Source organism: Vibrio sp. BS-M-Sm-2 (assembly GCF_041504345.1).
Taxonomy (GTDB): Bacteria; Pseudomonadota; Gammaproteobacteria; order Enterobacterales; family Vibrionaceae; genus Vibrio; species Vibrio satsumensis.
This window is the reverse complement of record NZ_CP167894.1, coordinates 2,260,684-2,284,941: the sequence shown is the minus strand read 5'-3', so window position 1 is coordinate 2,284,941 and position 24,258 is coordinate 2,260,684. Positions and strand designations below refer to the sequence as shown.

39 protein-coding genes and 1 pseudogene are annotated in these 24,258 nt (G+C 45.0%); 12 read left to right on the top strand and 28 right to left on the bottom strand.

From position 1 onward, the window contains the following. Positions 1-263 precede the first annotated feature (263 nt). The 10 genes from AB8613_RS10465 (at position 264) to AB8613_RS10420 (ending at position 7,992) form a co-directional block, all read left to right on the top strand. Positions 264-851, top strand: a complete 588-nt coding sequence (locus tag AB8613_RS10465) for a DedA family protein (RefSeq protein WP_146489839.1) — start codon at positions 264-266, stop codon at positions 849-851. After that, positions 848-1,981: an ATP-grasp domain-containing protein gene (locus AB8613_RS10460; RefSeq protein ID WP_146489840.1), complete on the top strand. Its 1,134-nt coding sequence runs from the start codon at positions 848-850 to the stop codon at positions 1,979-1,981. The genes AB8613_RS10465 and AB8613_RS10460 overlap by 4 nt, the downstream gene beginning before the upstream one ends. 19 nt (positions 1,982-2,000) lie before the next feature. Then, positions 2,001-2,543 (top strand): DinB family protein, encoded by a 543-nt coding sequence (locus tag AB8613_RS10455; protein WP_146489841.1) that lies wholly within the window; start codon positions 2,001-2,003, stop codon positions 2,541-2,543. A gap of 2 nt (positions 2,544-2,545) precedes the next feature. Further along, positions 2,546-3,295 carry an NRDE family protein gene (locus AB8613_RS10450; RefSeq protein ID WP_372304276.1) on the top strand — a complete coding sequence of 250 codons (750 nt, stop codon included), beginning with the start codon at positions 2,546-2,548 and terminating at the stop codon, positions 3,293-3,295. Between the two features lie 12 nt (positions 3,296-3,307). Next, on the top strand, positions 3,308-3,745 hold the full coding sequence (locus tag AB8613_RS10445; protein ID WP_372383802.1) for a YHS domain-containing (seleno)protein: 438 nt from the start codon (positions 3,308-3,310) through the stop codon (positions 3,743-3,745). Between the two features lie 10 nt (positions 3,746-3,755). After that, positions 3,756-4,199 carry a hypothetical protein gene (locus AB8613_RS10440; RefSeq protein WP_372383801.1) on the top strand — a complete coding sequence of 148 codons (444 nt, stop codon included), beginning with the start codon at positions 3,756-3,758 and terminating at the stop codon, positions 4,197-4,199. 12 nt (positions 4,200-4,211) lie between these two features. Continuing rightward, entirely contained in the window at positions 4,212-5,966 is a 1,755-nt protein-coding gene (locus tag AB8613_RS10435) for a lysophospholipid acyltransferase family protein (RefSeq protein WP_372383800.1), read from the top strand. 71 nt (positions 5,967-6,037) lie between these two features. Continuing rightward, positions 6,038-6,604 carry a Crp/Fnr family transcriptional regulator gene (locus AB8613_RS10430; protein WP_372383799.1) on the top strand — a complete coding sequence of 189 codons (567 nt, stop codon included), beginning with the start codon at positions 6,038-6,040 and terminating at the stop codon, positions 6,602-6,604. Positions 6,605-6,661: 57 nt separating this feature from the next. Beyond that, complete coding sequence (locus AB8613_RS10425) at positions 6,662-7,114, top strand: GNAT family N-acetyltransferase (protein ID WP_146489847.1); 453 nt, start codon at positions 6,662-6,664, stop codon at positions 7,112-7,114. Beyond that, the gene (locus AB8613_RS10420; protein WP_372383798.1) at positions 7,114-7,992 is read left to right on the top strand and encodes a DMT family transporter; all 879 of its coding nucleotides are present in this window, start codon (positions 7,114-7,116) and stop codon (positions 7,990-7,992) included. The genes AB8613_RS10425 and AB8613_RS10420 overlap by 1 nt, the downstream gene beginning before the upstream one ends. A 28-nt stretch (positions 7,993-8,020) precedes the next feature. Here AB8613_RS10420 and AB8613_RS10415 read toward each other — a convergent pair. Further along, positions 8,021-8,604 (bottom strand): annotated as a pseudogene (locus AB8613_RS10415) (LysM-like peptidoglycan-binding domain-containing protein). A 213-nt stretch (positions 8,605-8,817) separates the two neighbouring features. On the opposite strand from AB8613_RS10415, the gene AB8613_RS10410 reads away from it, so the two are divergent. Then, entirely contained in the window at positions 8,818-9,438 is a 621-nt protein-coding gene (locus AB8613_RS10410; protein WP_008220519.1) for an FKBP-type peptidyl-prolyl cis-trans isomerase, read from the top strand. Between the two features lie 134 nt (positions 9,439-9,572). Continuing rightward, complete coding sequence (locus AB8613_RS10405; protein WP_327785114.1) at positions 9,573-10,067, top strand: DUF2780 domain-containing protein; 495 nt, start codon at positions 9,573-9,575, stop codon at positions 10,065-10,067. Between the two features lie 132 nt (positions 10,068-10,199). Here the strand turns inward: AB8613_RS10405 and AB8613_RS10400 are convergent. From AB8613_RS10400 to rplD, 27 genes are all read right to left on the bottom strand, one after another. Next, positions 10,200-11,371, bottom strand: a protein-coding gene (locus tag AB8613_RS10400; protein ID WP_210446792.1) for an IS3 family transposase whose coding sequence is annotated in 2 segments (ribosomal slippage) — positions 10,200-11,089 and positions 11,089-11,371 — 1,173 coding nt in all. Because the reading frame shifts where the segments join, the coding sequence is not laid out codon by codon here. A 197-nt stretch (positions 11,372-11,568) separates the two neighbouring features. Next, positions 11,569-11,949: a 50S ribosomal protein L17 gene (gene rplQ, locus AB8613_RS10395; protein WP_004729812.1), complete on the bottom strand. Its 381-nt coding sequence runs from the start codon at positions 11,947-11,949 to the stop codon at positions 11,569-11,571. Between the two features lie 24 nt (positions 11,950-11,973). Then, positions 11,974-12,966 (bottom strand): DNA-directed RNA polymerase subunit alpha, encoded by a 993-nt coding sequence (gene rpoA / locus AB8613_RS10390; protein ID WP_004729813.1) that lies wholly within the window; start codon positions 12,964-12,966, stop codon positions 11,974-11,976. Positions 12,967-12,988: 22 nt separating this feature from the next. Then, on the bottom strand, positions 12,989-13,609 hold the full coding sequence (gene rpsD / locus AB8613_RS10385) for a 30S ribosomal protein S4 (RefSeq protein ID WP_004738777.1): 621 nt from the start codon (positions 13,607-13,609) through the stop codon (positions 12,989-12,991). A gap of 31 nt (positions 13,610-13,640) precedes the next feature. Next, complete coding sequence (gene rpsK, locus AB8613_RS10380; protein WP_004738778.1) at positions 13,641-14,030, bottom strand: 30S ribosomal protein S11; 390 nt, start codon at positions 14,028-14,030, stop codon at positions 13,641-13,643. A gap of 19 nt (positions 14,031-14,049) precedes the next feature. Further along, a complete protein-coding gene (gene rpsM, locus AB8613_RS10375) occupies positions 14,050-14,406 on the bottom strand; it encodes a 30S ribosomal protein S13 (protein ID WP_004738779.1) in 357 nt (118 codons plus the stop codon). Positions 14,407-14,554: 148 nt separating this feature from the next. Further along, positions 14,555-14,668: a 50S ribosomal protein L36 gene (rpmJ, locus tag AB8613_RS10370; protein WP_000868186.1), complete on the bottom strand. Its 114-nt coding sequence runs from the start codon at positions 14,666-14,668 to the stop codon at positions 14,555-14,557. A gap of 41 nt (positions 14,669-14,709) precedes the next feature. Then, on the bottom strand, positions 14,710-16,044 hold the full coding sequence (secY, locus tag AB8613_RS10365) for a preprotein translocase subunit SecY (protein ID WP_004738781.1): 1,335 nt from the start codon (positions 16,042-16,044) through the stop codon (positions 14,710-14,712). Between the two features lie 20 nt (positions 16,045-16,064). Beyond that, on the bottom strand, positions 16,065-16,499 hold the full coding sequence (rplO, locus tag AB8613_RS10360; protein ID WP_004736758.1) for a 50S ribosomal protein L15: 435 nt from the start codon (positions 16,497-16,499) through the stop codon (positions 16,065-16,067). Between the two features lie 5 nt (positions 16,500-16,504). Then, entirely contained in the window at positions 16,505-16,681 is a 177-nt protein-coding gene (gene rpmD, locus AB8613_RS10355; RefSeq protein WP_004736756.1) for a 50S ribosomal protein L30, read from the bottom strand. Positions 16,682-16,688: 7 nt separating this feature from the next. After that, entirely contained in the window at positions 16,689-17,189 is a 501-nt protein-coding gene (gene rpsE / locus AB8613_RS10350) for a 30S ribosomal protein S5 (RefSeq protein WP_017061307.1), read from the bottom strand. A gap of 14 nt (positions 17,190-17,203) precedes the next feature. After that, positions 17,204-17,557: a 50S ribosomal protein L18 gene (gene rplR / locus AB8613_RS10345; protein WP_004738784.1), complete on the bottom strand. Its 354-nt coding sequence runs from the start codon at positions 17,555-17,557 to the stop codon at positions 17,204-17,206. A 9-nt stretch (positions 17,558-17,566) separates the two neighbouring features. Then, entirely contained in the window at positions 17,567-18,100 is a 534-nt protein-coding gene (gene rplF, locus AB8613_RS10340) for a 50S ribosomal protein L6 (protein WP_017061308.1), read from the bottom strand. Positions 18,101-18,110: 10 nt separating this feature from the next. Further along, on the bottom strand, positions 18,111-18,503 hold the full coding sequence (gene rpsH / locus AB8613_RS10335) for a 30S ribosomal protein S8 (RefSeq protein ID WP_017061309.1): 393 nt from the start codon (positions 18,501-18,503) through the stop codon (positions 18,111-18,113). Between the two features lie 29 nt (positions 18,504-18,532). Continuing rightward, positions 18,533-18,838 (bottom strand): 30S ribosomal protein S14, encoded by a 306-nt coding sequence (gene rpsN / locus AB8613_RS10330; protein WP_004738789.1) that lies wholly within the window; start codon positions 18,836-18,838, stop codon positions 18,533-18,535. Between the two features lie 16 nt (positions 18,839-18,854). After that, a complete protein-coding gene (gene rplE, locus AB8613_RS10325; RefSeq protein ID WP_004738790.1) occupies positions 18,855-19,394 on the bottom strand; it encodes a 50S ribosomal protein L5 in 540 nt (179 codons plus the stop codon). 24 nt (positions 19,395-19,418) lie between these two features. Further along, positions 19,419-19,736 carry a 50S ribosomal protein L24 gene (gene rplX / locus AB8613_RS10320; RefSeq protein WP_004738792.1) on the bottom strand — a complete coding sequence of 106 codons (318 nt, stop codon included), beginning with the start codon at positions 19,734-19,736 and terminating at the stop codon, positions 19,419-19,421. Positions 19,737-19,747: 11 nt separating this feature from the next. Beyond that, complete coding sequence (gene rplN / locus AB8613_RS10315) at positions 19,748-20,119, bottom strand: 50S ribosomal protein L14 (protein ID WP_004736740.1); 372 nt, start codon at positions 20,117-20,119, stop codon at positions 19,748-19,750. 162 nt (positions 20,120-20,281) lie between these two features. Then, the gene (gene rpsQ / locus AB8613_RS10310; RefSeq protein ID WP_004736739.1) at positions 20,282-20,536 is read right to left on the bottom strand and encodes a 30S ribosomal protein S17; all 255 of its coding nucleotides are present in this window, start codon (positions 20,534-20,536) and stop codon (positions 20,282-20,284) included. Beyond that, positions 20,536-20,727, bottom strand: a complete 192-nt coding sequence (rpmC, locus tag AB8613_RS10305) for a 50S ribosomal protein L29 (protein ID WP_004736737.1) — start codon at positions 20,725-20,727, stop codon at positions 20,536-20,538. Before rpmC ends, rpsQ begins: the two co-directional genes overlap by 1 nt. Next, positions 20,727-21,137 (bottom strand): 50S ribosomal protein L16, encoded by a 411-nt coding sequence (gene rplP, locus AB8613_RS10300; protein WP_004736736.1) that lies wholly within the window; start codon positions 21,135-21,137, stop codon positions 20,727-20,729. The genes rpmC and rplP overlap by 1 nt, the downstream gene beginning before the upstream one ends. Before the next feature lie 11 nt (positions 21,138-21,148). After that, positions 21,149-21,847 (bottom strand): 30S ribosomal protein S3, encoded by a 699-nt coding sequence (gene rpsC / locus AB8613_RS10295; protein ID WP_004736734.1) that lies wholly within the window; start codon positions 21,845-21,847, stop codon positions 21,149-21,151. Between the two features lie 18 nt (positions 21,848-21,865). Continuing rightward, on the bottom strand, positions 21,866-22,198 hold the full coding sequence (rplV, locus tag AB8613_RS10290; protein ID WP_004736732.1) for a 50S ribosomal protein L22: 333 nt from the start codon (positions 22,196-22,198) through the stop codon (positions 21,866-21,868). Between the two features lie 10 nt (positions 22,199-22,208). Continuing rightward, positions 22,209-22,487: a 30S ribosomal protein S19 gene (rpsS, locus tag AB8613_RS10285; protein ID WP_004736729.1), complete on the bottom strand. Its 279-nt coding sequence runs from the start codon at positions 22,485-22,487 to the stop codon at positions 22,209-22,211. 19 nt (positions 22,488-22,506) lie between these two features. After that, positions 22,507-23,331, bottom strand: a complete 825-nt coding sequence (rplB, locus tag AB8613_RS10280) for a 50S ribosomal protein L2 (protein WP_010435149.1) — start codon at positions 23,329-23,331, stop codon at positions 22,507-22,509. 14 nt (positions 23,332-23,345) lie between these two features. Beyond that, complete coding sequence (gene rplW / locus AB8613_RS10275; RefSeq protein WP_004736765.1) at positions 23,346-23,648, bottom strand: 50S ribosomal protein L23; 303 nt, start codon at positions 23,646-23,648, stop codon at positions 23,346-23,348. Continuing rightward, positions 23,645-24,247 carry a 50S ribosomal protein L4 gene (rplD, locus tag AB8613_RS10270; RefSeq protein WP_004738803.1) on the bottom strand — a complete coding sequence of 201 codons (603 nt, stop codon included), beginning with the start codon at positions 24,245-24,247 and terminating at the stop codon, positions 23,645-23,647. The genes rplW and rplD overlap by 4 nt, the downstream gene beginning before the upstream one ends. Positions 24,248-24,258 lie beyond the last annotated feature (11 nt).

Here is a 24,258-nt window from a genome sequence, read left to right as displayed (position 1 = left end):
TCAAACAACTTAAGCAATTGAATAGCAGATAGATTATTTATGAACCTCTAATAATTCGTCACTCTCAAACTGCTTTTAAAATCACAGCCTCTTATCGCGTTCCCTCATCGAAACATACTAAGTTGATACCCAACGGCGCCCAACCAGATTAAAAAAGCTGCAATTCGTTGTAAGTTTTTCTCGGCTCTTCCTGTCTATTTAATTTACCACACTCAATGAATAGCTATTAAGGCATTCATCTATAGGATAGATAAGGACATTTGATGAGCACCGTCGAGAGCATTCAAGCATGGTTACACTCAGGAGAGGAGTCGCTGCTATGGCTGATGCTTGGCATTATCGCGCTTTCTTACCTGCTTGAAGATCTTGCGATTGTTACGGCGGCAGGTTTAGCAACACAAGGACTGATTCTTCCTCAATATGCGTTGCTTGCCATTTTCATCGGCATTGCCACAGGTGATCTCGGTCTCTATTACCTAGGTAAATCAGGAAATTATTTCCGAGGCGTTCGTTACAAAGCCCTCACCAACCGATACTTTCGTGCACTTCGCACTAAATTACGTCAAAACGCTTTCAGCAGTCTTTTTGTCATCCGCTTTATTCCAGGGCTTCGTACCGTCGGATTTACCTTAAGTGGCTTTTTCGCAATCCCACTGCCTACTTTCTTGTTTGCCGTTATTAGTGCCACTGCGATCTGGACTGGCATTGTCTTCTCTGCCATCTACTATTTAGGGACATCAGCGTGGCTGCAAGCCTCTGAATATCAATGGATCATCATCCCGTGTGCCATCGCTTTACTGTTTATCGGTAATCGATTAATGAATAAAACCTACTCTAGAGGATTATCATGAGTTCACCGCAAGATATTCGCATCATTCCCGCACATCAAATCAATGCAGGCATGCCTTTGCTTGAAAAAGATACCGTGCGCAGTGTCTCTCCTTATGAGTTTCTTCCAACTTGGTTCTTCTACACACCAGTGGTGATTCAAAGCCTGATGCAAGGGTTACGGCACTTTGACTGGGCGCTACCGCTCATTGCCAACCCAAGCATCAAGTTAAGCGGCATGGTCGGCGAATCAAAACACGAGATATTAAGCCTTGCCGGATCTTCAAGTCAGCGTTGGATCTCTCCGTTTATCACCCTCACCAAAACGGATCTCAGCGGTAAGAAACAAGCTGAAGATGCACGCAGCGCACTCATACAATCAGATCTTGATTTCCCGATTGTAGCTAAACCAGATCTTGGCTGTCGAGGCGTTGGCGTCAAGCTAATCAACACACAAGATCAACTTGAGCAATATGTTGAATCTTTCCCAAATAATGCTCGCTTTCTACTGCAAGAAAAGGCGCCTTATCAGGCAGAAGCTGGCGTTTTCTATGTTCGTTACCCAAACAAAAAGCAAGGCGAGATCATCTCGATCACACTCAAATATGCGCCAATGGTGATGGGTGATGGCAAGTCGACAATCAAACAGTTAATTGAAAATAGCCCGCGTGCTGGGCAGCTCAGTCACCTCTATCTGCCAAGACATCAAGATAGATTGGATCAAGTGCTCGCAGAGGGCGAAGAGTTCCAACTCGCGTTCGCAGGTAGCCATAGCCGTGGCTGCATCTTCCGCGATGGCAATCAATACATTACTCAGGCTTTAACTGAACGTTTAGACGAGATATTCGATGACTTCGATGGTTTTCATTTTGGCCGACTCGACGTCAAATTCAAGGACATGCACAGCTTAATGAACGGCGAGGATTTCACGATCCTTGAGGTCAATGGCGCAAGCAGTGAGGCTGGGCATATCTGGGATCGCAACACACCGCTGCGAGAGATATTTTCTACGCTACTTCTGCAATACCGCATTCTTTTTGATATTGGCGCTCAGCAAAAACAACGAGGCCATAAAACTCCTTCTTTCAAGAGCTTATTCGCTGCGTGGCAAGAAGAGCGACGTCTTGTTCAACAATATCCGACCACTGACTAACTTTGTACGAGGACAATGAATGAACCCCATAGCCCAACCGAGCGCCCTCACTTCTTTCTCTCCTAGTATCAAGGGAGCGGTAGAGATATTGAATCAGGGTTTAGAGTTTTTGTTAACGATATCTGACAGCGACTACCTGACACGAGCGAATCCGCACGTCACAAGCTCTATTGGTGAGCATACTCGCCACACGCTCGATCTTTTTCATGCGCTTATTTTAAAAGAGAACGCGACCGTTGATTACAACACTCGTCGCCGTGGTCACCCTGTCGAATTCGACAGGTCAATCGCAGTAAAAGAGATCCATTACGTGATCAACTGGCTTGAACGATTAGACCGCAGAGATCTCGAAGCGCCTATCATGATCCAAACCGAGGTTTCGATGGATGTTCAGGTGTTTGCAAGCCTACCTTCTACGCTAGAAAGAGAAGTCACCTTTGCTGCGCTGCACGCCAATCATCATTACGCGATGATCAAGGTGATCACGACCTTTCTTGATGTCGAAACATGCAACACCTTTGGTTATGCCCCAACCACCAGCAGCTATCTGAGGGAGCAATAATCATGTGTTCAGTATCTTGGCTGCTTGAAGACAATGGCTATCAGGTCTTCTTTAATCGTGATGAACAAAAGACACGGGCACTGGCGATGCCACCTAAACAATATCGAGTTAACGGCGTCGATATCATCATGCCACTCGACCCAACCGGCGGTGGTAGCTGGATCAGTATCAATGAGTTCGGGCTTTCGTTATGCCTACTCAATAACTATCAAGGCATAGTGCCTGTTGGACCTTTAGTCAGCCGTGGTTTACTACTCAAGAATCTATCATCGAGTCGTAACATCAGTCAGCTCTCTGAAGCATTTCATCAGCTCGACCTGCACTCTTTTGCTCCATTCACCTTGTTGGCTTTCGCGCCGAATTTAACTCAGAACAATGGTTTGGTTATCGCCTACATGTGGGATGGTATTCAACAGCACATCGTCGACACCGATTCTCCACTCTTCTCATCCGGTGTTGATTTAGAGCGAGTGCAAGCCTACCGACAAGCAAAATACGATCAGCTTATGACAACAGGAAAGAATCAGCAGAACTTACTTCAATTTCACTCTCACCATCATAGCGAACAGCCTCATTTAGCAACCTGTATGCATCGCGAAGACGCACATACGGTGAGCTTTACACACTTACGCAATCTACACGGCCAAGCCTCTATGTTTTATGCACCCGGCTCGCCTTGTGAACCCATTAAGCCATGCCAGATAAATCAACAGCGTTTTACCTTCGATTTATCACCCGTAATCAATCTATAGATGGAGTCCATCATGAGAAAACTATTAACCATGGTCATGCTACTTATTAGCCCGTACGTATTTGCCGCCGATGAAATCTACACAGGGTTCTTTAGCAGTAAGGCGCTCGATGGCTACGATACTGTGGCTTATTTCACTTCAGGTAAGCCCATTGAAGGCAGTAAAAAATTCAGCACCGAGTACAAAGGCGCGGACTGGTATTTCTCTTCTGAAAAGAATCTGACTTTATTTGTTAATAATCCTGAAAAGTATGCCCCTCAATATGGGGGTTATTGCGCTTGGGCTGTTTCAGCAAAAAGTGACTTTGCACCCGGTGACCCAAACCAATGGACAATTGTTGATAACAAGCTTTACCTCAACTACGACCAAGAGATTAAACAGCGTTGGGAACAAGACCGAGCACAGCATATTCAAAAAGCCGACACCGTTTGGCCGCAACTGATCAAATAAGGGAATAACCATGACATTCACTCCAGCTAAACATATTCCTGCGGCATTTATCGCTTTCGTATTTGTTCAGTCGCTGTTTTTTAAGTTCACAGGCTCATACGAGACTGAGCATATCTTTGGCACCTTGGCGACATGGTCTGGCTTAAGTTGGTTCGGTTCATTTGGCGGCTACTTGATTGGGTTCGCTGAATTGATTGCGGCCATTTTGCTGTTTACTCGTTGGCATGGCCTGGGTGCCATCATGAGTGTGGGGGTTATGAGTGGCGCGATATTTTTCCATCTGTTTACGCCGCTCGGTATTCAAATGCCTGAGTTTAACGCAGCGGGTGAAATTGTCGGTTATGACGGCGGATTACTGTTTGGCATGGCATGCCTAGTATGGCTTTGCGGTGCATTTTTAAGTGTAAAAGATTTCAAGAATCAAGACGGTTTCCTAAACAACTTTAGTCAATAAGGTAGCTTCATTATGATTGATAGTCCTTTTCGTTTACCACGCTACACGCCTTTTGGTTTAGGTGAGTCTGTTGTCGAGTGGGCAACTGGGCTATCTAAGCTAGATAAGCTCTATCAAGATAGACCTGATGAGTTATCTAGCTTTGAATTCATGCATCACACCTTGTCAGCATTGAATATCGACTATTCCGTTTCAGCAGGCGCCACTGATAATATTCCCGAACAAGGGCCAGTAGTCATTGTGGCTAACCACCCACTTGGTGCGATTGAAGGTGTAATCCTTGCTGATCTCGTAGGATCGGTAAGGAAGGATGTGAAGGTGTTGGCGAATGAGTTGCTCAAGCGATTGCCTGAACTGGATGATCTTTTCATTGGGGTCGATGTCTTTAACAGTAAAGAATCGAAACGCACCAATGCTAAAGCCATTCGAGATGCCAATCGTCACTTGTCCGATGGCGGACTTTTGATTGTGTTCCCTGCGGGCGAAGTATCGAGTTACCGTAAAGGGGCAAAAACACTGACAGACATCGAATGGAGCAAATCGGTTGCCAAGTTCGTCAAACGTCATCAAGCCACTACGGTTCCTATCTTCATCAATGGTAAAAACAGTGAGCTTTTCTATCAAGCTGGCCGTGTCCATCCGCTATTAAGAACAGCTCTACTCGGGCGCGAACTTCTTAATAAGCAAGCGACTACTATCTCTATCTCTATTGGCTCGTCGATTCCGTATTCAGAGATAAAATCGTTTGAAAAAGAGATGGATATCGTCAACTATCTGCGACTCAATACCTATCTGATGAGTCAACAAGATAGCCTTAGCACAGCAGTCCATGCCCCATCTTTTGACACTCAAGTGATAACGCCAATCTCACCAGAAGTATTGTCAATCGAGATTAATTCGCTCCCTGAAGAGATGAAACTGCTCGAGCAAGGAGACTTCGAGGTCTACTGTACGCCAAGCCAATCTATTCCTAACTTAATGCGCGAAATTGGTCGAGTGAGAGAAGAGAGTTTCCGAGAAGTCGGAGAAGGCAGCGGGCTTGCCTGTGATTTAGATGAGTATGACCTTTACTACCATCAACTGTTTGTTTGGAATAAAACCAAGGCTGAATTAGTGGGTGCATACCGACTTGGTATGGTCGACAAGCTAATCGCTGAGCACGGGCTTGATAAGCTCTACTCTCGTAGCCTGTTTAACTACAATCAAGAGTTCATTGACACCCTAGATAATAGTATTGAACTTGGGCGATCCGTAGTGAGTAAGCCTTATCAGAAGAGCCTTAACTCACTATTACTATTGTGGAAAGGTATCGCGGCCTTCGTGTATCGTCACCCTAAATACACTCACCTATTCGGCCCTGTCAGTATCAGTAATGATTACAGTCATAATGCGCGTCTGTTGATTGCGACGACCTTATCCATACACCATTACGATGAACAAAAGGCGAATCTGGTTTCTCCTTCGTCACCACTCAATACCAGTAATAATGTGTTCTGGCAGAATCACCTGCTATCGTCATTGGCGAGTGTCCCTCTGCTTTCTAAAGTGTTGGCTCGTATGGAGCAAGGGAAAGGCCTACCGGTACTGCTACGCCAATACTTAGGGATGAACGGTAAACTTGTGTGCTTTAACGTCGACCCATCTTTTAATGATGCTTTGGATGGCTTGATTGTGGTTAATCTTAAGAAAGTACCTTTGAAAACTCTAGGTAAATACATGGGAAGAGAACTCGCTCAAGATTATCTAGAACAGCACGCTCGACGTTGATTTAGCCTGCTCTGTACCTACACTCAAATAAGTGCGATGATTTCGGCACTTATTTGGGTTAGGTTATTTTCATGCACACCTCTTTTATCGAACAACTACAAAGCTTCGACTTCTCTGAAAGTCAGATTGAATCTCTATTAGCCGTCGCGAAACCGCTTGAACTGCCAACAAGACATATACTCATCAATCAAGGTGAAATGGCGAGCTCAATCTACTTTGTACTTGAAGGCTTGTGCCATGCTTGTTACCTCACCGACGACGGTAAGCAATACAGCAAAGAGTTCTATTGGGAGCAAGATTGGATCATTGGATTTGAGAGTTTGATAAAGAACCAAACGTCTCCTTACCTATTAGAAACGCTGACTCCCATCACAATGTTAGAGCTGCCAATGAATGCGGTTATCGAGTGGCGTGCATCAAATAATCCTTTGTATTTAAAGCTATTAGAAACTCAACTGATGCATAAGGAAAACAAAGAACGCTTCATGCTGCTCTACACACCAGAGCAACGTTATCAGCTGTTCTGCGAACACTATCCCGACCTTGAACAGCGCTTGAACGACAACCAAATTGCCGCTTACCTAGGAATAACTGCAATCAGCCTTAGCAGAATTAAAGGCCGAATTAACAATAGTTAATGCCAACAATCATCGCGCATAGTACATTCAGAACATCGATAACCTCTGGATGTAAACATGATCACTTGGCACTCAATTCCCTTTTCTGAACTCTCAACACATCAGCTTTATCAACTACTTAAATTAAGGGTCGATGTATTTGTTGTCGAGCAAACTTGTCCTTACCCTGAGCTCGACGGTAAAGATACACTCGCGGGTGTTGAGCACCTGCTTGGCTATTCTGATGAAGAGTTGGTCGCGTGTGCACGCTTATTACCACCAGGCACCTCTTACGACAATACCAGCATCGGCCGAGTAGCAACTAAACAATCAGCGAGAGGTGGTGGCTTGGGGCATCAATTAGTAAAAGAAGCATTAACACGCTGTGAGGATCTTTGGCCTAATACGGCCATTGATATTGGTGCACAAGAGCACCTAAAAGATTTCTATGCGAGCCATGGATTCAAGACAATCTCTGATATGTACTTGGAAGATGATATTCCACACGTAGACATGAGATTAGAGAAGTAATGTCGAATATCACTGTCGGTATCCTACTGCTGATTGCAGGTAACCTGTTTGCCTCGCTCTCTGACGTAGCCGTGAAATTATTGAACGGCGAAGTACCGCCTCTTCAGTATATTTTTTTCCGTCAGCTGATATCCCTGTTGCTCATTACCCCTTTGTGGCTACAACAGAAAAAAGAACAACGACGCTTACAACAAGCTAAAGTGACCTTTATTCGAGGACAACTGATCCTAATCGGCAGCGGATGTATGGTGGTCGCGATCACCCACTTGTCTTTGGCTACCGCCAACGCAGTATTTTACGTCGCCCCCCTGTTGATGTTACCTCTCTCTATGTTGCTGTTGAAAGAGCAACCGGCACTTGGCAAGGTTATCGCCACGACCATAGGTTTTATTGGTGCATTAATTGTATTGAGGCCATCACAATTTCATTGGGCAGCACTGTTTGCGTTAGGCACAGCGCTGACGCTCGCACTGTTCAATGTATTGGTAAGAAAGCTTCCTAGCGAACAAACGGTGGTCACTACGCTGTGGTGGACAACCTTATTCTCTATTCCTGCATCATTGATACTGTGCTTCCTATACTGGCAACCGGTATCTGTCGAACACTTGGGATACATCGCCCTGAGTGCAACACTGATATTGAGCTACAACGGCCTTGCGGTTGCTGCCTATCAAAAAGCACACTCTAGCCAAATTGCTTTGGCTGAGTATTCAGGGTTAGTGTTTGTCGCGTTGATCGGTGCTATATGGTTCAATGAGATTCCAGACACATTAACCTTTATTGGAATTATGCTGATCATCTTACCGCTGGCCCCTTTCAAGCGACCAAAAAAAGAGCTAATGCTTAGCTCTTTTCTATTGTCTATCTATGCCTGGTGAAATGCTTTAACTCAGGACCACTATTCATCTATTTACTGCGACCAAAGCCGCCATCAGATAAACGGAAGAACATTACCGAAGTGTCGCCTTTTTCTAACTGAAGAATGTCCAGCTGCCCGGTCTCGGCAAGTTTGAATCGAACTAATTGGCCTTTACGAATCTGACTTAGTGGTTTGTCTGAGCCTTCAATACGCACTAGCGCGTTCAAGTCCGACAACGGTAAATCGTTGTTTCGAAAAACCTGTGCTAACGTATCCCCTTGCTTTACGAGGTACTCCTGCCAATTGTTGTTACTCAGTTCTGATGAACTGCTCTTGGCATTTTGCTGTTCGCTTAAACCAACGGTGTTTATCTCAAGCTCAACGCGCGATGTTGTTGGCGCAGCGTCTACTTTAGGTTCTGGTAGCGGCACAAAAGTAATATCAGTACGATCGGAAAAATCACCATCAACAGTCTTTGGTGTAACTTCGGCAATGACCCCCAAGTTTGCACGGTTGAGGTTTTCATTTTCTTCATATCGATCGAACTCAACTTCTCTTTGACCTGATTCAGTCGATCCTTGAATTCTGCTAAGTGGTCAACTTTCTGTTTTTTCTTTTGACGACGATTCATACCACTGCGTCCTATACATTGAATAACTACAGTATAAAAACCAAAGTACCAACAGTATAGATCTTTCCGCTACAACAGAGACCAAAGCAAGAAAATTGACATAGCTGTGATTTGGACACGGTAAAGCGTAAGTGATCAGGGGCTAGCCGTTTCTTCACGCTGCTAATACTGGTATTCTTACCCTTTTCGTACTGACAAAAAGAGTGACTTTTCATGTCTGAAGTAAAATTTGAAACTGTAGAGCAAAAAGCTAGCTACGGTATCGGTCTACAAATGGGCCAACAACTTGCTGGTTCTGGTCTTGAAGGCCTAAACGTTGACGCAATCGCTGCTGGTATTGCAACAGCTCTAGTTGGTGACATGCCAGCTATCGAAGTTGACGAAATCAACAACGCACTACAAGAGCTACACACTCGTGGTGAAGCTGCACGTCAAGAACTAGCTAAAGCTGCTGCTGCTGACGGCGAAGCTTTCCTAGCTGACAACGCTCTTCGTTCAGAAGTAACAGTTCTTGAGTCTGGTCTTCAGTACGAAGTACTAACTGAAGGTACTGGCGAAATCCCTACTGCAGACAAGCAAGTACGTGTTCACTACCACGGTGAACTAACTGACGGTACTGTTTTCGACAGCTCTGTATCTCGCGGTCAACCTGCTGAATTCCCAGTAACTGGCGTAATTCAAGGTTGGGTACAAGCTCTACAAATGATGCCTGTTGGCTCTAAGTGGAAGCTATACATCCCTCAAGATCTAGCATACGGTGAGCGCGGCGCAGGTGCTGCAATCCCACCATTTGCTGCTCTAGTATTTGAAGTAGAACTTCTAGCAATTCTTTAATTTTTATAAAATCCTATAGTAAAACAAAATACTATAGGCAAATAAAATTGAAATAATCCAACGGCGATGTGACTACATCGCCGTTTTTCGTTTATAGTGAAAGAGTAAATTACTTTATTACTTAAGGACGAATAATGAAGAAAGTACTCATCACAGTTTTAAGCAGCCTTGCTGTTGTCTCTTGCGCTAGCACTAGCGACTCAGAACAAACCAGTTCATCATCAGATACCAATTATTCCCAACTATCACAAACTGCACTAATGGCAGCAGTGAATATGTGGTCTCAACAGAATGAAACAACACCTCTTGCAGATACTGTCGCTGACCAAGCTTCTGTTACCAGCGATCAAGCAATTGGCGGCATCGGTTCAATGTTGGCCCTTGCACAAAATTCACTTGGCACAGCCGACAACAAAGAACTCGCGACACTTATTCCTGGCATGTCGACTCTTGAGTCAACTGGACTATCATCACTACTTAACTCGCAAAGTGCGGTTGAAAGTGCCTTCACAAGTCTAGGAATGGACTCATCGATGGTTTCAACATTTGCGCCAATCGTTCTTCAAGCACTGCAGTCGCAAGGCGCAACAAGCGGTCTAATGGATTCACTTGCTGCTGTATGGCAATAATAGCTAATTATTAATAGCTAGTATGGAAATCTGATAAGGGCACTTCGGTGCTCTTTTTTATGCGTGAAAGAAAAGATATTTGAGATACGAGATACGAGATTGATATGGCCCCTAAAAAGTAGACACAGGGGTTTAGTTGATTAGTTCAAAGTCCATGGGACTCACTCCACCTAGAGTCCCATGTCTTCTTACTGGATTATAATAGGTATCGATATAAATTCGACTTTGCATCGTCATTTCTTGTCGTGAAAGCTGATCTAAGTTGTTCATCCACTCTTTCTTATATTGCGCAAAGAAACTTTCGGAACAAGCGTTATCCCAACAGTTTCCTTTTCTCGACATGCTGACTTTAATCTTTCGTTTACGGTGCCAACGGATCGTCTCCAACGCTCGATACTGTATACCTTGATCGGAGTGAAACAAAAGCTCGTGACCTAAGGGCTGCCTTTGTTCCCAAGCCTTATTCAGGCTTCTTAGCACTAACTTTGCGTTATTAATACGACTTGTCGACCAACCGATCACTTTGCGTGAAAACAAATCTAAGACGACGCACAGGTATTGCCAACCATCAGTACAGCGCACCTGAGTGATATCTGACACCCAAACTCGATCGGGTTTATCCACCTTAAATTGACGGGCAAGAATGTTATAGGCAGGTATAAGCGTATTTTGTCTTGGCGCTCGTCCATATCGCTTCTTGCTCGCGCAAGAGCGATAGCCCATATTCTGCAAAAGCCTCTGTACTCGCTTTTTATTACAAATAAAGCCGTTAGCGACTGCTGCTTCCCAAAGCTTTCGATAGCCTGGAATACAATACTGAGCTTCGCTTTCTCTCCTCAAGTAGTGACTTAAAGACTCATTGTCTGTCTCTCGCTTCGATGGTTTCCTTGTTAGCCACTTGTAATAACCCGCTTTAGAAACGCCCAACCATTGGCATAGTCGAATGACAGGAAGCTTCACACTGGCCTTCTTAAGGATATACTCGAACCTTATTCTTTTTGGCTGTCGAAGAAAGCCTTCGCTTCCTTTAAGAAATCATTCTCCAGCTCTGCCATCTCAAGCTTCTTTTTCAATTGACGGATCTCTTTCTCCAGTTGTGTAACGGATGTTTCGGGACCGTGGTTAGGTATTGGGAGGGAGTTAGTCTTCTTCGACGTCATTTGGCATCTCCATTTAGAAAGTAGCACCGGCGATATTCCTAAGGATAGTGCTACTGACTTAACGGTGTCAGAAGAATCGAGAGATCGCTGAACAGCTTCTCGTTTAAATTCGTCTGTATATTGTCTTTGTGATTTTACTTTCATGACACTTAATACTCTGTATTAAGTGTCTACTTTAATGGGGTCACATCAGATACGAGATATTTTTGAAAAATGGAGCAGATAAGACAAGCAAAAATGCCAAACATCGTGGTGCAATTACTTAGTATAGATTTCCTTATTCTACAGATACAAAAAAGCCGAGCTAATGCTCGGCTTTTGTATTAAGAATCTAGTATAGATTACTCAGCAGCTTCTTCAGCAGCTGGGCGGTCTACAAGCTCAATGTAAGCCATTGGAGCTTTATCACCAGTACGGAAACCACATTTAAGAATGCGAGTGTAACCACCTTGGCGAGCCGCGAAACGCGGGCCTAGTTCATTAAATAGTTTTGCCACAACTTCGTTATCACGAGTGCGAGCAAATGCAAGACGACGGTTAGCAACACTGTCTGTCTTAGCTAGGGTAATCAATGGCTCAATTACGCGACGTAGTTCTTTTGCTTTAGGCACGGTAGTTTTAATAACTTCGTGACGAACAAGAGAGCTAGCCATGTTGCTGAACATCGCTTTGCGATGACTGCTGTTGCGGTTGAGTTGACGACCACTTTTACGATGGCGCATGACCTAATCCTTCTAACTTTTCGATTAATCTTCAGCGATTGACGCTGGTGGCCAGTTTTCTAGACGCATGCCTAGAGACAGACCACGTGAAGCAAGCACATCTTTAATCTCTGTAAGAGATTTCTTACCAAGGTTTGGCGTTTTAAGTAGCTCAACCTCAGTGCGCTGTACAAGATCACCGATGTAGTGAATCGCTTCTGCTTTCAAACAGTTAGCAGAGCGAACTGTTAGTTCAAGATCGTCTACAGGACGTAGTAGGATAGGATCGAATTCTGGCTTCTCTTCCTTCTCCTCAGGTACACGTACATCACGAAGATCTACGAACGCATCCAGTTGTTCAGCTAAAATAGTAGCTGCACGACGGATTGCTTCCTCAGGTTCTAGAGTACCGTTCGTTTCCATATCGATAACAAGCTTGTCTAAATCGGTACGTTGTTCTACACGTGCCGCTTCTACAGCGTAAGCGATTTTATCAACCGGGCTGTAAGTAGCGTCAACTAGTAGACGACCGATAGGACGCTCATCTTCTTCAGTATGGATACGAGCTGAAGCTGGAACGTAACCACGACCACGTTCTACTTTGATACGCATAGCGATCTCAGCATTGTCATCCGTTAGGTGACAAATTACGTGCTCAGGGTTAGCGATCTCTACATCACCATCGTGGGTGATGTCACCTGCAACAACAGGGCCTGAGCCTGATTTGTTCAGTGTAATAAACACTTCATCTTTGCCTTCAGCAACGCGTACAGCCAAACCTTTAAGGTTTAGAAGGATTTCCAGGATATCTTCCTGAACGCCTTCTTTAGTGCTGTATTCGTGTAGCACACCTTCGATTTCAACTTCTGTTACGGCACAACCCGGCATAGAAGATAGAAGAATGCGGCGAAGAGCATTACCTAGAGTGTGGCCGAAACCGCGCTCTAATGGCTCAAGAGTTACTTTCGCGTGTGTCGTATTGATCTGTTCAATGTCAACAAGACGCGGCTTAAGAAATTCTGTTACAGAACCCTGCATTGTGTCCTCTCTTTTTTTAACCTTACTTAGAGTAAAGTTCGACGATCAAGTGTTCATTGATGTCAGCTGATAGGTCAGAACGCTCAGGCATACGCTTGAATGTACCTTCCATTTTGCCAGCATCTACTTCAATCCAAGTTGGCTTTTCACGTTGTTCAGCAACTTCTAGAGCCGCTTTAATACGAGATTGCTGTTTAGCTTTCTCGCGGATAGAAACAACGTCGTTTGCCGCTACTTTGAAAGAAGGAACGTTTACAACTTTACCGTTAACTAGGATAGACTTGTGGCTAACTAGTTGACGAGATTCAGCACGAGTAGCGCCAAAGCCCATACGGTAAACTACGTTATCAAGACGACCTTCAAGAAGCTGAAGCAGGTTTGCACCTGTGTTGCCTTTAAGACGTGCAGCTTCTTTGTAGTAGTTGCGGAATTGTTTTTCTAGAACGCCGTAGATACGACGAACTTTTTGCTTCTCACGAAGCTGAACGCCATACTCAGATAGACGACCGCGACGAGCGCCGTGTACACCTGGTGCGTTATCAATTTTACACTTGGTATCGATCGCACGGACACCAGACTTAAGGAATAAGTCAGTACCTTCGCGACGGCTAAGCTTCAGCTTAGGACCCAAATATCTTGCCATGATCTTTCTCCAATATTCCTAGAAACGAAACTTAAACGCGACGTTTCTTAGGTGGACGACAACCGTTATGAGGGATTGGTGTCGCATCAACAATGTTAGTGATACGGAAACCAGCAGCGTTCAGTGCACGAACAGTAGATTCGCGACCTGGACCTGGACCCTTAACCATAACTTCCAAGTTCTTTAGGCCATATTCTTTAGCCATTTCACCACAACGCTCAGCTGCAACTTGTGCTGCGAACGGAGTAGATTTACGAGAACCACGGAAACCTGAACCACCTGCTGTAGCCCATGCAAGAGCGTTGCCTTGACGGTCAGTGATAGTTACGATTGTGTTGTTGAAAGAAGCATGAATGTGCGCTACGCCATCAGCTACTTGCTTGCGTACGCGCTTACGCGCGCGAGTTGGTTGTTTTGCCATTGTACTCTACCTTATCCGACTATTTCTTGATCGGCTTGCGCGGACCCTTACGGGTGCGAGCGTTGGTTTTAGTACGCTGTCCACGTAGTGGTAGACTGCGACGATGACGAAGACCGCGGTAACAGCCAAGGTCCATAAGACGCTTGATGTTCATCGATACTTCACGACGTAGATCACCTTCTACAGTGTACTTAGCTACACCATCACGCAGTTGATCGATCTGCTCTTCAGTTAGTTCACTGATCTTAGCATCTTCAGCAATACCCACTTCAGCTAGAATAGCTTGAGAGCGAGTTTTACCGATACCGTAGATTGCAGTAAGTGCAATTACAGAATGCTTATGATCAGGAATGTTAATGCCGGCTATACGGGCCATTATTCACTCCTAAGGGGTTCATAAAAGAATTATCCGCAGCAAAGCCCGTTATGGATACGCTGCGGCATACTACTTCTTTTGCACGCAAAAGGTAGGCCGAGGAATATACTCGACTCTACCTTGTATTTCAAGTAAAAATTTCTGCTAATTAGCCTTGGCGTTGCTTATGCTTTGGCTCACTGCAAATCACGCGAACGACACCGTTACGCTTGATAACTTTACAGTTACGGCAGATTTTTTTAACGGAAGCACGAACTTTCATTGCTAAACTCCGTAAATGGAATCGAAATAATTACCACCGAATTAACGGCCGTAACCTTTCAGATTCGCTTTCTTTAACACAGAATCATACTGTTGTGACATCAGATGAGTCTGTACCTGTGCCATGAAATCCATGATAACTACCACTACGATTAGTAGTGATGTGCCGCCGAAGTAGAAACGAACGTTCCACGCGACCATCATGAATTCAGGAATCAGACATATAAAAGTAATGTATAGAGCGCCCGCAAGGGTTAGTCTAGTCATCACTTTATCGATATATTTCGCTGTCTGCTCACCTGGGCGGATACCGGGTACGAATGCACCAGACTTCTTCAAGTTATCAGCTGTTTCACGTGGGTTAAACACCAACGCTGTATAGAAGAAACAGAAGAAGATGATAGCTGCTGCATAAAGCATTACATACAAAGGTTGACCTGGGCTAAGAGCTAATGACACGTCAGTTAACCAACCGAACGCGCTGCTTTCACCATTTTGACCAAACCACTGCGCTAATGTTCCTGGGAACAAAATAATACTTGATGCGAAAATCGCTGGAATAACACCTGCCATATTAATCTTAAGAGGCAAGTGAGAGCTTTGTGCTGCAAAAACTTTACGACCTTGTTGACGTTTCGCATAGTTAACGACGATACGGCGTTGACCACGTTCCATGAAAACTACGAAGTAAATAACAGCAAAAGACAATACAGCAATCAACAGCAGAAGAAGCACATGCAATTCACCTTGACGCGCTTGCTCGATTGTTTGACCGATTGCAGAAGGCAATCCAGCAACAATACCTGCAAAAATCAGAATGGAAATACCATTACCGATTCCTCGCTCAGTGATTTGTTCACCTAACCACATTAAGAACATGGTACCAGTTACTAAACTCACGGTAGCAATAAGCGTAAACATGGTTTGGTTGATAACAACCAGATTGTCGACCATGTTTGGTAAGCCTGTTGCGATACCAATAGCTTGGAATGTTGCAAGTACAAGCGTGCCGTAGCGTGTATATTGGCTTATCTTACGACGGCCTGCTTCACCCTCTTTCTTGAGTTCCGCTAACGCTGGATGAACTACAGTTAGCAATTGGACTACGATCGATGCCGAAATGTACGGCATGATACCCAATGCTAATATAGATGCACGCTCAAGAGCACCACCGGAGAACATGTTAAACATTTCAACGATGGTACCTTTTTGCTGATCGAACAAATCGGCAAGTACAGCTGCGTCAATACCAGGGATCGGCACAAAAGAGCCGGCTCGGAATACTAAAAGTGCACCAATTACGAATAATAAGCGCGACTTTAGTTCACTTAAGCCGCTCTGAGCACTACGAAAATCTTGTCCTGGTTTCTTAGCCATCTGTACCTCGTTCCTCGAGATTATTCCTCGATTTTACCGCCTGCAGCTTCGATTGCAGCTTTAGCGCCTTTAGTCACGCGTAGACCTTTAACAGTCACAGCTTTGCTTAGGTCACCAGAAAGAACGATCTTAACAAATTCGATGTTCTTAGTGATAACGTTAGCAGCTTTAAGGCTGTTAAGATCAACTACGTCACCTGTTACTTTCGCTAGCTCAGCTAGGCGAACTTCAGCAGACACTAGGCTCTTACGAGAAGTGAAACCGAATTTAGGTAGACGTTGTTTTAGAGGCATTTGACCGCCTTCAAAACCTGGACGAACAGAGCCGCCAGAACGTGACTTTTGACCTTTGTGACCGCGGCCACCTGTTTTACCAAGGCCAGAACCGATACCACGACCTACACGCTTCTTAGAAGGTTTAGAGCCAGCAGCCGGTGATAGAGTATTCAAACGCATTCTGATTACTCCTCAATCTTAACCATGTAGTAAACCTTGTTGATCATACCGCGTACGCACGGAGTATCTTCAAGTTCTACTGTATGGTTGATGCGACGAAGACCTAGACCTTTAAGACACGCTTTGTGCTTAGGTAGGCGACCAATTGAGCTTTTAGTTTGAGTTACTTTAATAGTTGCCATCGTGTGCTTACTCCGAAATAGATTCAACAGTTAGACCACGTTTAGCAGCAACCATTTCTGGTGACTTAACGTCTACTAGAGCACCAATCGTTGCACGAACGATGTTGATCGGGTTCGTTGAACCGTATGCTTTAGAAAGTACGTTATGTACGCCCGCAACTTCAAGTACAGCACGCATTGCACCACCGGCAATAACACCTGTACCTTCTGCAGCTGGCTGCATGTAAACTTTAGAGCCCGAATGACGACCTTTCACCGGGTGGTGAAGAGTGCCTTCGTTAAGCGATACTGTAACCATGTTACGGCGCGCTTTTTCCATTGCTTTTTGAATCGCAGCAGGTACTTCACGAGCTTTGCCGTAACCGAAACCTACGCGACCGTTACCGTCACCAACTACTGTTAGTGCAGTAAAGCTCATGATTCGACCACCTTTAACCGTCTTAGATACACGGTTAACTGCGATCAGCTTTTCTTGCAAATCATTAGCTTGTTGTTGTTCTTTAGCCATCTTCCAACCCTACCTTAGAATTTCAGACCAGCTTCGCGAGCAGATTCTGCTAGCGCCGCTACTCGACCGTGGTATTGGAAACCAGAACGATCAAATGCAACTGAAGCTACGCCTTTTTCAAGAGCGCGCTCAGCAACAGCTTTACCAACTGCTTTAGCTGCATCAACGTTACCAGTGTTCTTAACTTGCTCACGGATCGCTTTTTCTACAGTAGAAGCAGCTGCGATAACCTCAGAGCCGTTTGCCGCGATAACTTGTGCGTAAACATGGCGAGGAGTACGGTGTACTACCAGGCGAGTTGCACCAAGTTCTGCAATCTTACGACGTGCACGTGTAGCACGACGGATGCGAGATGCTTTCTTATCCATAGTGATACCTTACTTCTTCTTAGCTTCTTTAGTACGCACATTTTCATCTGCGTAACGAACACCTTTGCCTTTGTAAGGCTCAGGAGCACGGTAAGAACGAATGTCAGCCGCAACTTGACCTACTACTTGCTTATCGCAACCAGTAATGATGATCTCAGTTTGGCTAGGGCACTCAGCTTTAATACCTTCAGGTAGAGCGTGCTCTACTGGGTGAGAAAAACCAAGAGTTAGAGCTACAGAGTTGCCTTTCATAGCAGCACGGTAACCAACACCCTTAAGAGTTAGCTTCTTAGTGAAGCCCTCAGTAACACCCATAACCATGTTATTAACTAGAGCGCGAGCTGTACCAGCTTGTGCCCATGCGTTAGTAACACCTTCTTTCGGACCGAAAGTTAGGTTGGTTTCTTCCTGTGCAATAACTACGGCGCTGTTAAGAACGCGAGTAAGCTCACCTTTGCTACCTTTTACAGTAACTTCTTGGCCGTTTAGTTTCACCTCTACGCCAGCTGGAATAGCGACAGGTGCTTTAGCAACACGAGACATAATCTACTCCTTAAGCTACGTAACAGATGATTTCACCGCCAAGACCTGCTTTACGAGCAGCACGGTCAGACATCAGACCCTTGGAAGTAGAAACAACTGCAATACCAAGACCACCCATCACTGTAGGTAAAGAGTCTTTATTTTTATAAACTCTTAGACCAGGACGTGATACACGCTTGATTTGCTCGATTACAGGTTTAGCTTGGAAGTACTTAAGAGTAACTTCTAGCTCAGGTTTTGCTTCGCTGTTAACAGCGAAGTCTACGATGTAACCTTCAGCTTTAAGTAATGCAGCAATTGCAACTTTAAGCTTTGAAGAAGGCATTTTTACAGCAACTTTGTTTGCTGCCTGACCGTTACGAACTCGGGTCAGCATATCCGAAATCGGATCTTGCATGCTCATAAGATTTACTCCAAATGATTAAGTGGCAATTACCAGCTAGCCTTACGAAGACCCGGAATCTCGCCTTTCATGCAAGCTTCACGAACCTTAATGCGGCTTAGACCGAATTTACGTAGGTAACCGTGTGGACGACCAGTTTGGTTGCAACGGTTGCGCTGACGTGATGCACTTGAATCACGTGGAAGAGATTGCAGTTTAAGAACCGCATTCCAACGATCTTCTTCAGATGCGTTTACATCGCTAATGATAACTTTTAGCGCAGAACGCTTTTCAGCGAACTTAGCTACTAGTTTTGCACGTTTAGCTTCACGTGCTTTCATTGATTGTTTAGCCATAACAGTAACCCTACCCTTACTTACGGAATGGGAAGTTAAAGGCAGCCAGCAGAGCTCGGCCTTCCTCATCGGAACCCGCAGAAGTCGTGATAGTGATATCAAGACCGCGGACACGATCGACTTTATCGTAGTCGATTTCCGGAAAGATGATTTGCTCGCGAACGCCCATGCTGTAGTTACCGCGACCGTCAAAAGACTTAGCGCTAACACCACGGAAATCACGTACACGTGGAAGTGCGATAGAGATTAAACGCTCTAAAAATTCCCACATGCGCTCACCACGCAAGGTTACTTTACAACCAATTGGGTAGCCTTCACGAATTTTGAAACCAGCTACAGATTTACGCGCTTTAGTGATAAGTGGCTTTTGACCAGAGATCGTTGCCATATCAGCTGCTGCGTTTTCTAGCAGTTTCTTATCGTTGATTGCTTCACCAACGCCCATGTTTAGGGTGATTTTCTCAATCCTAGGGACTTGCATGACGCTTGTGTAGCTGAACTCTTTGGTAAGCTCAGCGACTACAGACGACTTGTAGTAATCATGCAGTTTCGCCATAGTAGAACTCCAAATTACTTCTAATTAGTTAGAAACAGTTTCGCCGTTAGATTTGAAGAAACGAACTTTCTTGCCATCTTCGATACGGAAACCGATACGGTCTGCTTTACCAGTAGCCGCGTTAAAAACAGCAACGTTAGAAGCATCAATAGCTGCTTCTTGTTCAACGATGCCACCTTGTTGACCTAGAGCCGGAACCGGCTTTTGGTGTTTCTTAACAAGGTTGATGCCTTCAACGATAACTTTACCAGTTGTCAGAACCTTAGTTACTTTACCTTTCTTGCCTTTATCTTTACCAGCAAGAATGATTACTTCGTCATTACGACGGATTTTAGCTGCCATATTGCCGCTCCTTACAGAACTTCAGGTGCTAGTGATACAATCTTCATGAATTTCGCGTTACGAAGTTCACGAGTCACAGGACCAAAGATACGTGTGCCGACTGGTTGCTCAGTAGTGTCATTTAACAATACACAAGCATTACTGTCGAAGCGAATGACAGAACCGTCTGGGCGACGAACGCCTTTACGGGTGCGCACTACTACCGCCTTCAGAACATCACCTTTCTTTACTTTACCGCGAGGAATCGCTTCCTTCACTGTAACCTTGATGACGTCACCGATATGTGCATAACGGCGGTGAGAGCCACCCAGAACCTTAATACACATTACCTTGCGCGCGCCAGAGTTATCTGCTGCGTCAAGTGTACTTTGCATCTGGATCATTGTTAGTGCTCCGCTAAATATTAAAACTAGACCCTCTCGGGTCGGGCTGCCTCTTTAAAAGGGACGCGAATTGTACCACCCTTTTTTTAAATTGGGTAGACAAAAAACAAGCGGCTCCAAAAAATTATTTGGAGCCGCTTATAAGTTATAGAATTACAAAGATTAAATCTTCGCTTTTTCTAGAACTTTAACCAATGTCCAAGACTTAGTCTTAGACAGAGGACGACACTCAGCGATTTCAACTTTGTCGCCTAGGCCACAAGTGTTGTCTTCGTCGTGTGCGTGTACTTTAGTCGTGCGTTTGATGAACTTACCGTAAATTGGGTGTTTTACAGTGCGTTCAATAGCAACAACGATAGACTTGTCCATCTTGTCGCTTACTACACGGCCTTGCTGGATGCGGTTAGTTTCGCTCATTATGCGCCTGCCTTTTCAGTCAAAACAGTTTTCACACGTGCGATGTCACGGCGTACAGCTTTTAGAGTATGAGTTTGCTGTAGTTGACCAGTTGCAGCTTGCATGCGCAAGTTGAACTGTTCACGTAGCAAATTCAATAGCTCAGCGTTAAGCTCTTCAACGTTCTTTTCGCGTAGATCTTGTGCTTTCATCACATCACCTGCTTAGTTACAAAAGTAGTTTTAACAGGCAGTTTACGTGCCGCTAGGCGGAACGCTTCACGTGCCAACTCTTCAGGTACGCCATTCATCTCGTACATAACTTTGCCTGGTTGGATTTGAGCAACCCAGTACGCAACTGAACCTTTACCTTTACCTTGACGAACTTCAAGAGGCTTTTCAGTAATCGGCTTGTCTGGGAATACACGGATCCAGATTTGACCTTGACGCTTAATGTGACGTGTCATAGCACGACGTGCCGCTTCGATTTGACGTGCAGTCAGACGACCACGGCCAACAGCTTTAAGACCGAATTCGCCGAAGCTTACTTCAGTACCTTTAGCTAGACCACGGTTACGACCAGTCATAACCTTGCGGAACTTAGTACGTTTTGGTTGTAGCATCGTTCGACTCCTTACTTACGGCCTTTACGCTGCTTCTTAGGCTTATCGCCTTTTGGCTCTACTGCGTTAGCAGCTGGCATACCGCCTAGAATCTCACCTTTGAAGATCCAAACTTTAATGCCGATCACACCGTATTGAGTGTGAGCCGAAGAAGTTGCGTAATCAATGTCTGCACGTAGAGTGTGTAGAGGCACACGGCCTTCACGGTACCACTCAGAACGTGCGATTTCAGCACCGCCAAGACGGCCGCCTACTTGTACTTTGATGCCTTTAGCGCCTAGACGCATAGCATTTTGTACCGCACGCTTCATTGCACGACGGAACATAACACGACGCTCTAGTTGAGACGCGATGCTATCAGCTACAAGCTGACCATCTAGCTCAGGCTTACGTACTTCAGCGATGTTAATTTGCGCTGGTACACCTGCGATTTTAGCTACAGCTGCGCGTAGCTTCTCTACGTCTTCACCTTTCTTACCGATAACAACGCCAGGACGAGCAGTGTGAATAGTCACACGGATGCTCTTAGCTGGACGCTCGATAACGATACGAGATAATGATGCTTTTTGTAGTTCCTTTGTAAGGAACTGACGTACCTTGAAGTCGCCGTCTAGGTTGTCAGCGAATTCGTTGGTATTAGCAAACCATGTAGCATTCCAAGGCTTAACGATGCCAAGACGAATACCATTAGGATGTACTTTCTGACCCATTGCTTACTCTCCTAGTCTTTAGCGATCTGCTACAACAATAGTGATGTGGCTTGAACGCTTCAAGATACGATCCGCACGACCTTTAGCACGAGGCATAATACGCTTCATGATAGGGCCCTCATCTACGAAGATTTTAGCGACATTTAGATCGTCGATATCTGCACCTTCGTTATGTTCCGCGTTAGCGATAGCTGACTCAAGAACCTTCTTAACTAATACAGCAGCTTTTTTGTTGCTGAAAGTTAGAATTTCTAGAGCTTGGTCTACCGACTTACCGCGAATTTGGTCTGCAACTAAGCGAGCTTTCTGTGGAGAAATACGAGCAAAGTTATGTTTAGCTAAAGCTTCCATCATCTACTCCTTATTTCTTCTTAGCTTTCTTATCTGCAGCATGACCGCGATAAGTACGAGTTGGTGCAAATTCGCCCAGTTTGTGACCGATCATTTCTTCGGTAACGAAAACTGGAACGTGCTGACGACCATTATGGACAGCGATGGTCAAACCAATCATTGTTGGGATGATCATTGAGCGACGGGACCAAGTCTTAATAGGCTTTTTGTCTCCGCTTTCCACCGCTTTCTCTACCTTCTTCAGCAAGTGTAGGTCAATAAAAGGACCTTTCTTGAGAGAACGTGGCATGGCGATTCCTCTTTATAAATTATTTAGTGCGACGACGTACGATGTACTTGTCAGTGCGCTTGTTCTTACGAGTCTTGAAGCCCTTAGTAGGAACGCCCCAAGGAGAAACTGGGTGACGACCACCAGATGTGCGGCCTTCACCACCACCATGTGGGTGATCCACCGGGTTCATTACTACACCACGTACGGTTGGACGTACGCCGCGCCAGCGTGAAGCACCAGCTTTACCAAGTTCACGTAGCATATGCTCAGAGTTACCAACTTCACCGATCGTTGCACGACCTTCAGAAAGTACTTTGCGCATCTCACCAGAACGTAGACGGATAGTTACGTATGCACCATCGCGAGCGATGATTTGAGCATAAGCACCAGCCGAACGAGCTAGTTGAGCACCTTTACCAGGCTTAAGTTCAACACAGTGTACAGTAGAACCTACTGGGATGTTGCGCATCGGCAGAGTGTTACCTGCTTTGATTGCAGCATCTACGCCAGATTGAATCTGGTCGCCTGCGTTAACACCTTTAGGTGCAATGATGTAACGACGCTCACCGTCTGCGTACAGAACTAGAGCGATGTTAGCACTACGGTTTGGATCGTATTCTAGACGCTCAACTTTCGCTGGGATGCCATCTTTAGTACGTTTGAAGTCAATTACACGGTAATGGTGCTTATGACCACCACCGATGTGACGTACTGTAATACGACCGTTGTTGTTACGACCACCGTTCTTAGAGTTTTTCTCTAGAAGTGGTGCGTATGGCTTACCCTTGTGTAGGTCAGCGTTAACAACTTTAACGACGTGACGACGACCAGGGGAAGTCGGCTTACATTTAACAATAGCCATTTTTACTACTCCTGTTATTCCGCGCCGCCAACGAAGTCAAGATCTTGACCTTCTTTCAAAGTAACGTAGGCTTTTTTCACGTCTGAACGACGGCCTTCACGCATACCTTGACGTTTGGTCTTACCCTTTAATACAAGAGTATTTACAGACTTAACTTCAACTTCAAATAGCTTTTCTACAGCTGCTTTGATCTCTTTCTTAGTTGCATCTTTAGCTACTTTGAAAACGATAGTGTTCGCTTTCTCAGCTGCCATAGTTGCTTTTTCAGAGATGTGCGGAGCACGTAGAACTTTTAAGATACGCTCTTCAGTGATCATGCTAGCATCTCCTCAACTTGCTTAACTGCGTCAGCAGTCATTAGAACCTTGTCGAAAGCGATTAGTGATACTGGATCAACACCAGCAACATCACGTGCATCTACTTTGTATAGGTTACGAGCAGCTAAGAATAGATTTTCATCTACTTCGCCAGTCACAATCAGAACGTCGCTTAGCTCAAGCTCTTTAAGCTTAGCTACAAGTTCTTTTGTTTTTGGTGCTTCTACAGAGAAGTTATCAACAACGATTAAACGCTCTTGACGAACTAGCTCAGAAAGAATGCTCTTCATAGCACCGCGGTACATTTTTTTGTTTACTTTTTGGCTGTGATCTTGTGGTTTCGCAGCAAAAGTAACACCACCTGTACGCCAGATTGGGCTACGAATTGTACCAGCACGTGCGCGGCCAGTACCTTTTTGACGCCATGGCTTAGCGCCACCGCCAGATACTTCAGAACGAGTCTTTTGAGCACGAGTACCTTGACGAGCACCTGCTGCATATGCAACAACTACTTGGTGTACAAGAGCTTCGTTGAAGTCACGTCCGAAAGTAGTCTCGGAAACAGTTAGTGCATCAGCACCTTTAACCATCAATTCCATTACTTACTCCT

Bases quoted from the DNA above. Each gene is read 5' to 3' on its own strand.
- rplW (WP_004736765.1), bottom strand. From the start codon at position 23,648: ATGATCACTGAAGAGCGTATCTTAAAAGTTCTACGTGCTCCGCACATC.
- AB8613_RS10455 (WP_146489841.1), top strand. From the start codon at position 2,001: ATGAACCCCATAGCCCAACCGAGCGCCCTCACTTCTTTCTCTCCTAGT.
- rpmC (WP_004736737.1), bottom strand. From the start codon at position 20,727: ATGAAAGCACAAGATCTACGCGAAAAGAACGTTGAAGAGCTTAACGCT.
- rplE (WP_004738790.1), bottom strand. From the start codon at position 19,394: ATGGCGAAACTGCATGATTACTACAAGTCGTCTGTAGTCGCTGAGCTT.
- AB8613_RS10405 (WP_327785114.1), top strand. From the start codon at position 9,573: ATGAAGAAAGTACTCATCACAGTTTTAAGCAGCCTTGCTGTTGTCTCT.
- rplD (WP_004738803.1), bottom strand. From the start codon at position 24,247: ATGGAATTGATGGTTAAAGGTGCTGATGCACTAACTGTTTCCGAGACT.
- rpsE (WP_017061307.1), bottom strand. From the start codon at position 17,189: ATGGCTAAAGAACAACAACAAGCTAATGATTTGCAAGAAAAGCTGATC.
- rpsD (WP_004738777.1), bottom strand. From the start codon at position 13,609: ATGGCAAGATATTTGGGTCCTAAGCTGAAGCTTAGCCGTCGCGAAGGT.
- rpsN (WP_004738789.1), bottom strand. From the start codon at position 18,838: ATGGCTAAACAATCAATGAAAGCACGTGAAGCTAAACGTGCAAAACTA.
- AB8613_RS10445 (WP_372383802.1), top strand. From the start codon at position 3,308: ATGAGAAAACTATTAACCATGGTCATGCTACTTATTAGCCCGTACGTA.
- rpsK (WP_004738778.1), bottom strand. From the start codon at position 14,030: ATGGCAAAACAACCAACTCGCGCGCGTAAGCGCGTACGCAAGCAAGTA.
- rpmJ (WP_000868186.1), bottom strand. From the start codon at position 14,668: ATGAAAGTTCGTGCTTCCGTTAAAAAAATCTGCCGTAACTGTAAAGTT.
- AB8613_RS10450 (WP_372304276.1), top strand. From the start codon at position 2,546: ATGTGTTCAGTATCTTGGCTGCTTGAAGACAATGGCTATCAGGTCTTC.
- rplP (WP_004736736.1), bottom strand. From the start codon at position 21,137: ATGCTACAACCAAAACGTACTAAGTTCCGCAAGGTTATGACTGGTCGT.
- rpsM (WP_004738779.1), bottom strand. From the start codon at position 14,406: ATGGCCCGTATAGCCGGCATTAACATTCCTGATCATAAGCATTCTGTA.
- rplO (WP_004736758.1), bottom strand. From the start codon at position 16,499: ATGCGTTTGAATACTCTATCACCGGCTGCTGGCTCTAAACCTTCTAAG.
- rplV (WP_004736732.1), bottom strand. From the start codon at position 22,198: ATGGAAGCTTTAGCTAAACATAACTTTGCTCGTATTTCTCCACAGAAA.
- AB8613_RS10465 (WP_146489839.1), top strand. From the start codon at position 264: ATGAGCACCGTCGAGAGCATTCAAGCATGGTTACACTCAGGAGAGGAG.
- AB8613_RS10460 (WP_146489840.1), top strand. From the start codon at position 848: ATGAGTTCACCGCAAGATATTCGCATCATTCCCGCACATCAAATCAAT.
- AB8613_RS10440 (WP_372383801.1), top strand. From the start codon at position 3,756: ATGACATTCACTCCAGCTAAACATATTCCTGCGGCATTTATCGCTTTC.
- AB8613_RS10420 (WP_372383798.1), top strand. From the start codon at position 7,114: ATGTCGAATATCACTGTCGGTATCCTACTGCTGATTGCAGGTAACCTG.
- rpmD (WP_004736756.1), bottom strand. From the start codon at position 16,681: ATGGCAACTATTAAAGTAACTCAAACTAAAAGCTCAATTGGTCGCCTA.
- rpsS (WP_004736729.1), bottom strand. From the start codon at position 22,487: ATGCCACGTTCTCTCAAGAAAGGTCCTTTTATTGACCTACACTTGCTG.
- secY (WP_004738781.1), bottom strand. From the start codon at position 16,044: ATGGCTAAGAAACCAGGACAAGATTTTCGTAGTGCTCAGAGCGGCTTA.
- AB8613_RS10425 (WP_146489847.1), top strand. From the start codon at position 6,662: ATGATCACTTGGCACTCAATTCCCTTTTCTGAACTCTCAACACATCAG.
- rpsQ (WP_004736739.1), bottom strand. From the start codon at position 20,536: ATGAGCGAAACTAACCGCATCCAGCAAGGCCGTGTAGTAAGCGACAAG.
- rplX (WP_004738792.1), bottom strand. From the start codon at position 19,736: ATGGCAGCTAAAATCCGTCGTAATGACGAAGTAATCATTCTTGCTGGT.
- rpsC (WP_004736734.1), bottom strand. From the start codon at position 21,847: ATGGGTCAGAAAGTACATCCTAATGGTATTCGTCTTGGCATCGTTAAG.
- rplF (WP_017061308.1), bottom strand. From the start codon at position 18,100: ATGTCTCGTGTTGCTAAAGCACCTGTCGCTATTCCAGCTGGCGTAGAG.
- AB8613_RS10435 (WP_372383800.1), top strand. From the start codon at position 4,212: ATGATTGATAGTCCTTTTCGTTTACCACGCTACACGCCTTTTGGTTTA.
- AB8613_RS10430 (WP_372383799.1), top strand. From the start codon at position 6,038: ATGCACACCTCTTTTATCGAACAACTACAAAGCTTCGACTTCTCTGAA.
- rpsH (WP_017061309.1), bottom strand. From the start codon at position 18,503: ATGAGCATGCAAGATCCGATTTCGGATATGCTGACCCGAGTTCGTAAC.
- rplB (WP_010435149.1), bottom strand. From the start codon at position 23,331: ATGGCTATTGTTAAATGTAAGCCGACTTCCCCTGGTCGTCGTCACGTC.
- rplN (WP_004736740.1), bottom strand. From the start codon at position 20,119: ATGATCCAGATGCAAAGTACACTTGACGCAGCAGATAACTCTGGCGCG.
- AB8613_RS10410 (WP_008220519.1), top strand. From the start codon at position 8,818: ATGTCTGAAGTAAAATTTGAAACTGTAGAGCAAAAAGCTAGCTACGGT.
- rplR (WP_004738784.1), bottom strand. From the start codon at position 17,557: ATGGATAAGAAAGCATCTCGCATCCGTCGTGCTACACGTGCACGTCGT.
- rpoA (WP_004729813.1), bottom strand. From the start codon at position 12,966: ATGCAGGGTTCTGTAACAGAATTTCTTAAGCCGCGTCTTGTTGACATT.
- rplQ (WP_004729812.1), bottom strand. From the start codon at position 11,949: ATGCGCCATCGTAAAAGTGGTCGTCAACTCAACCGCAACAGCAGTCAT.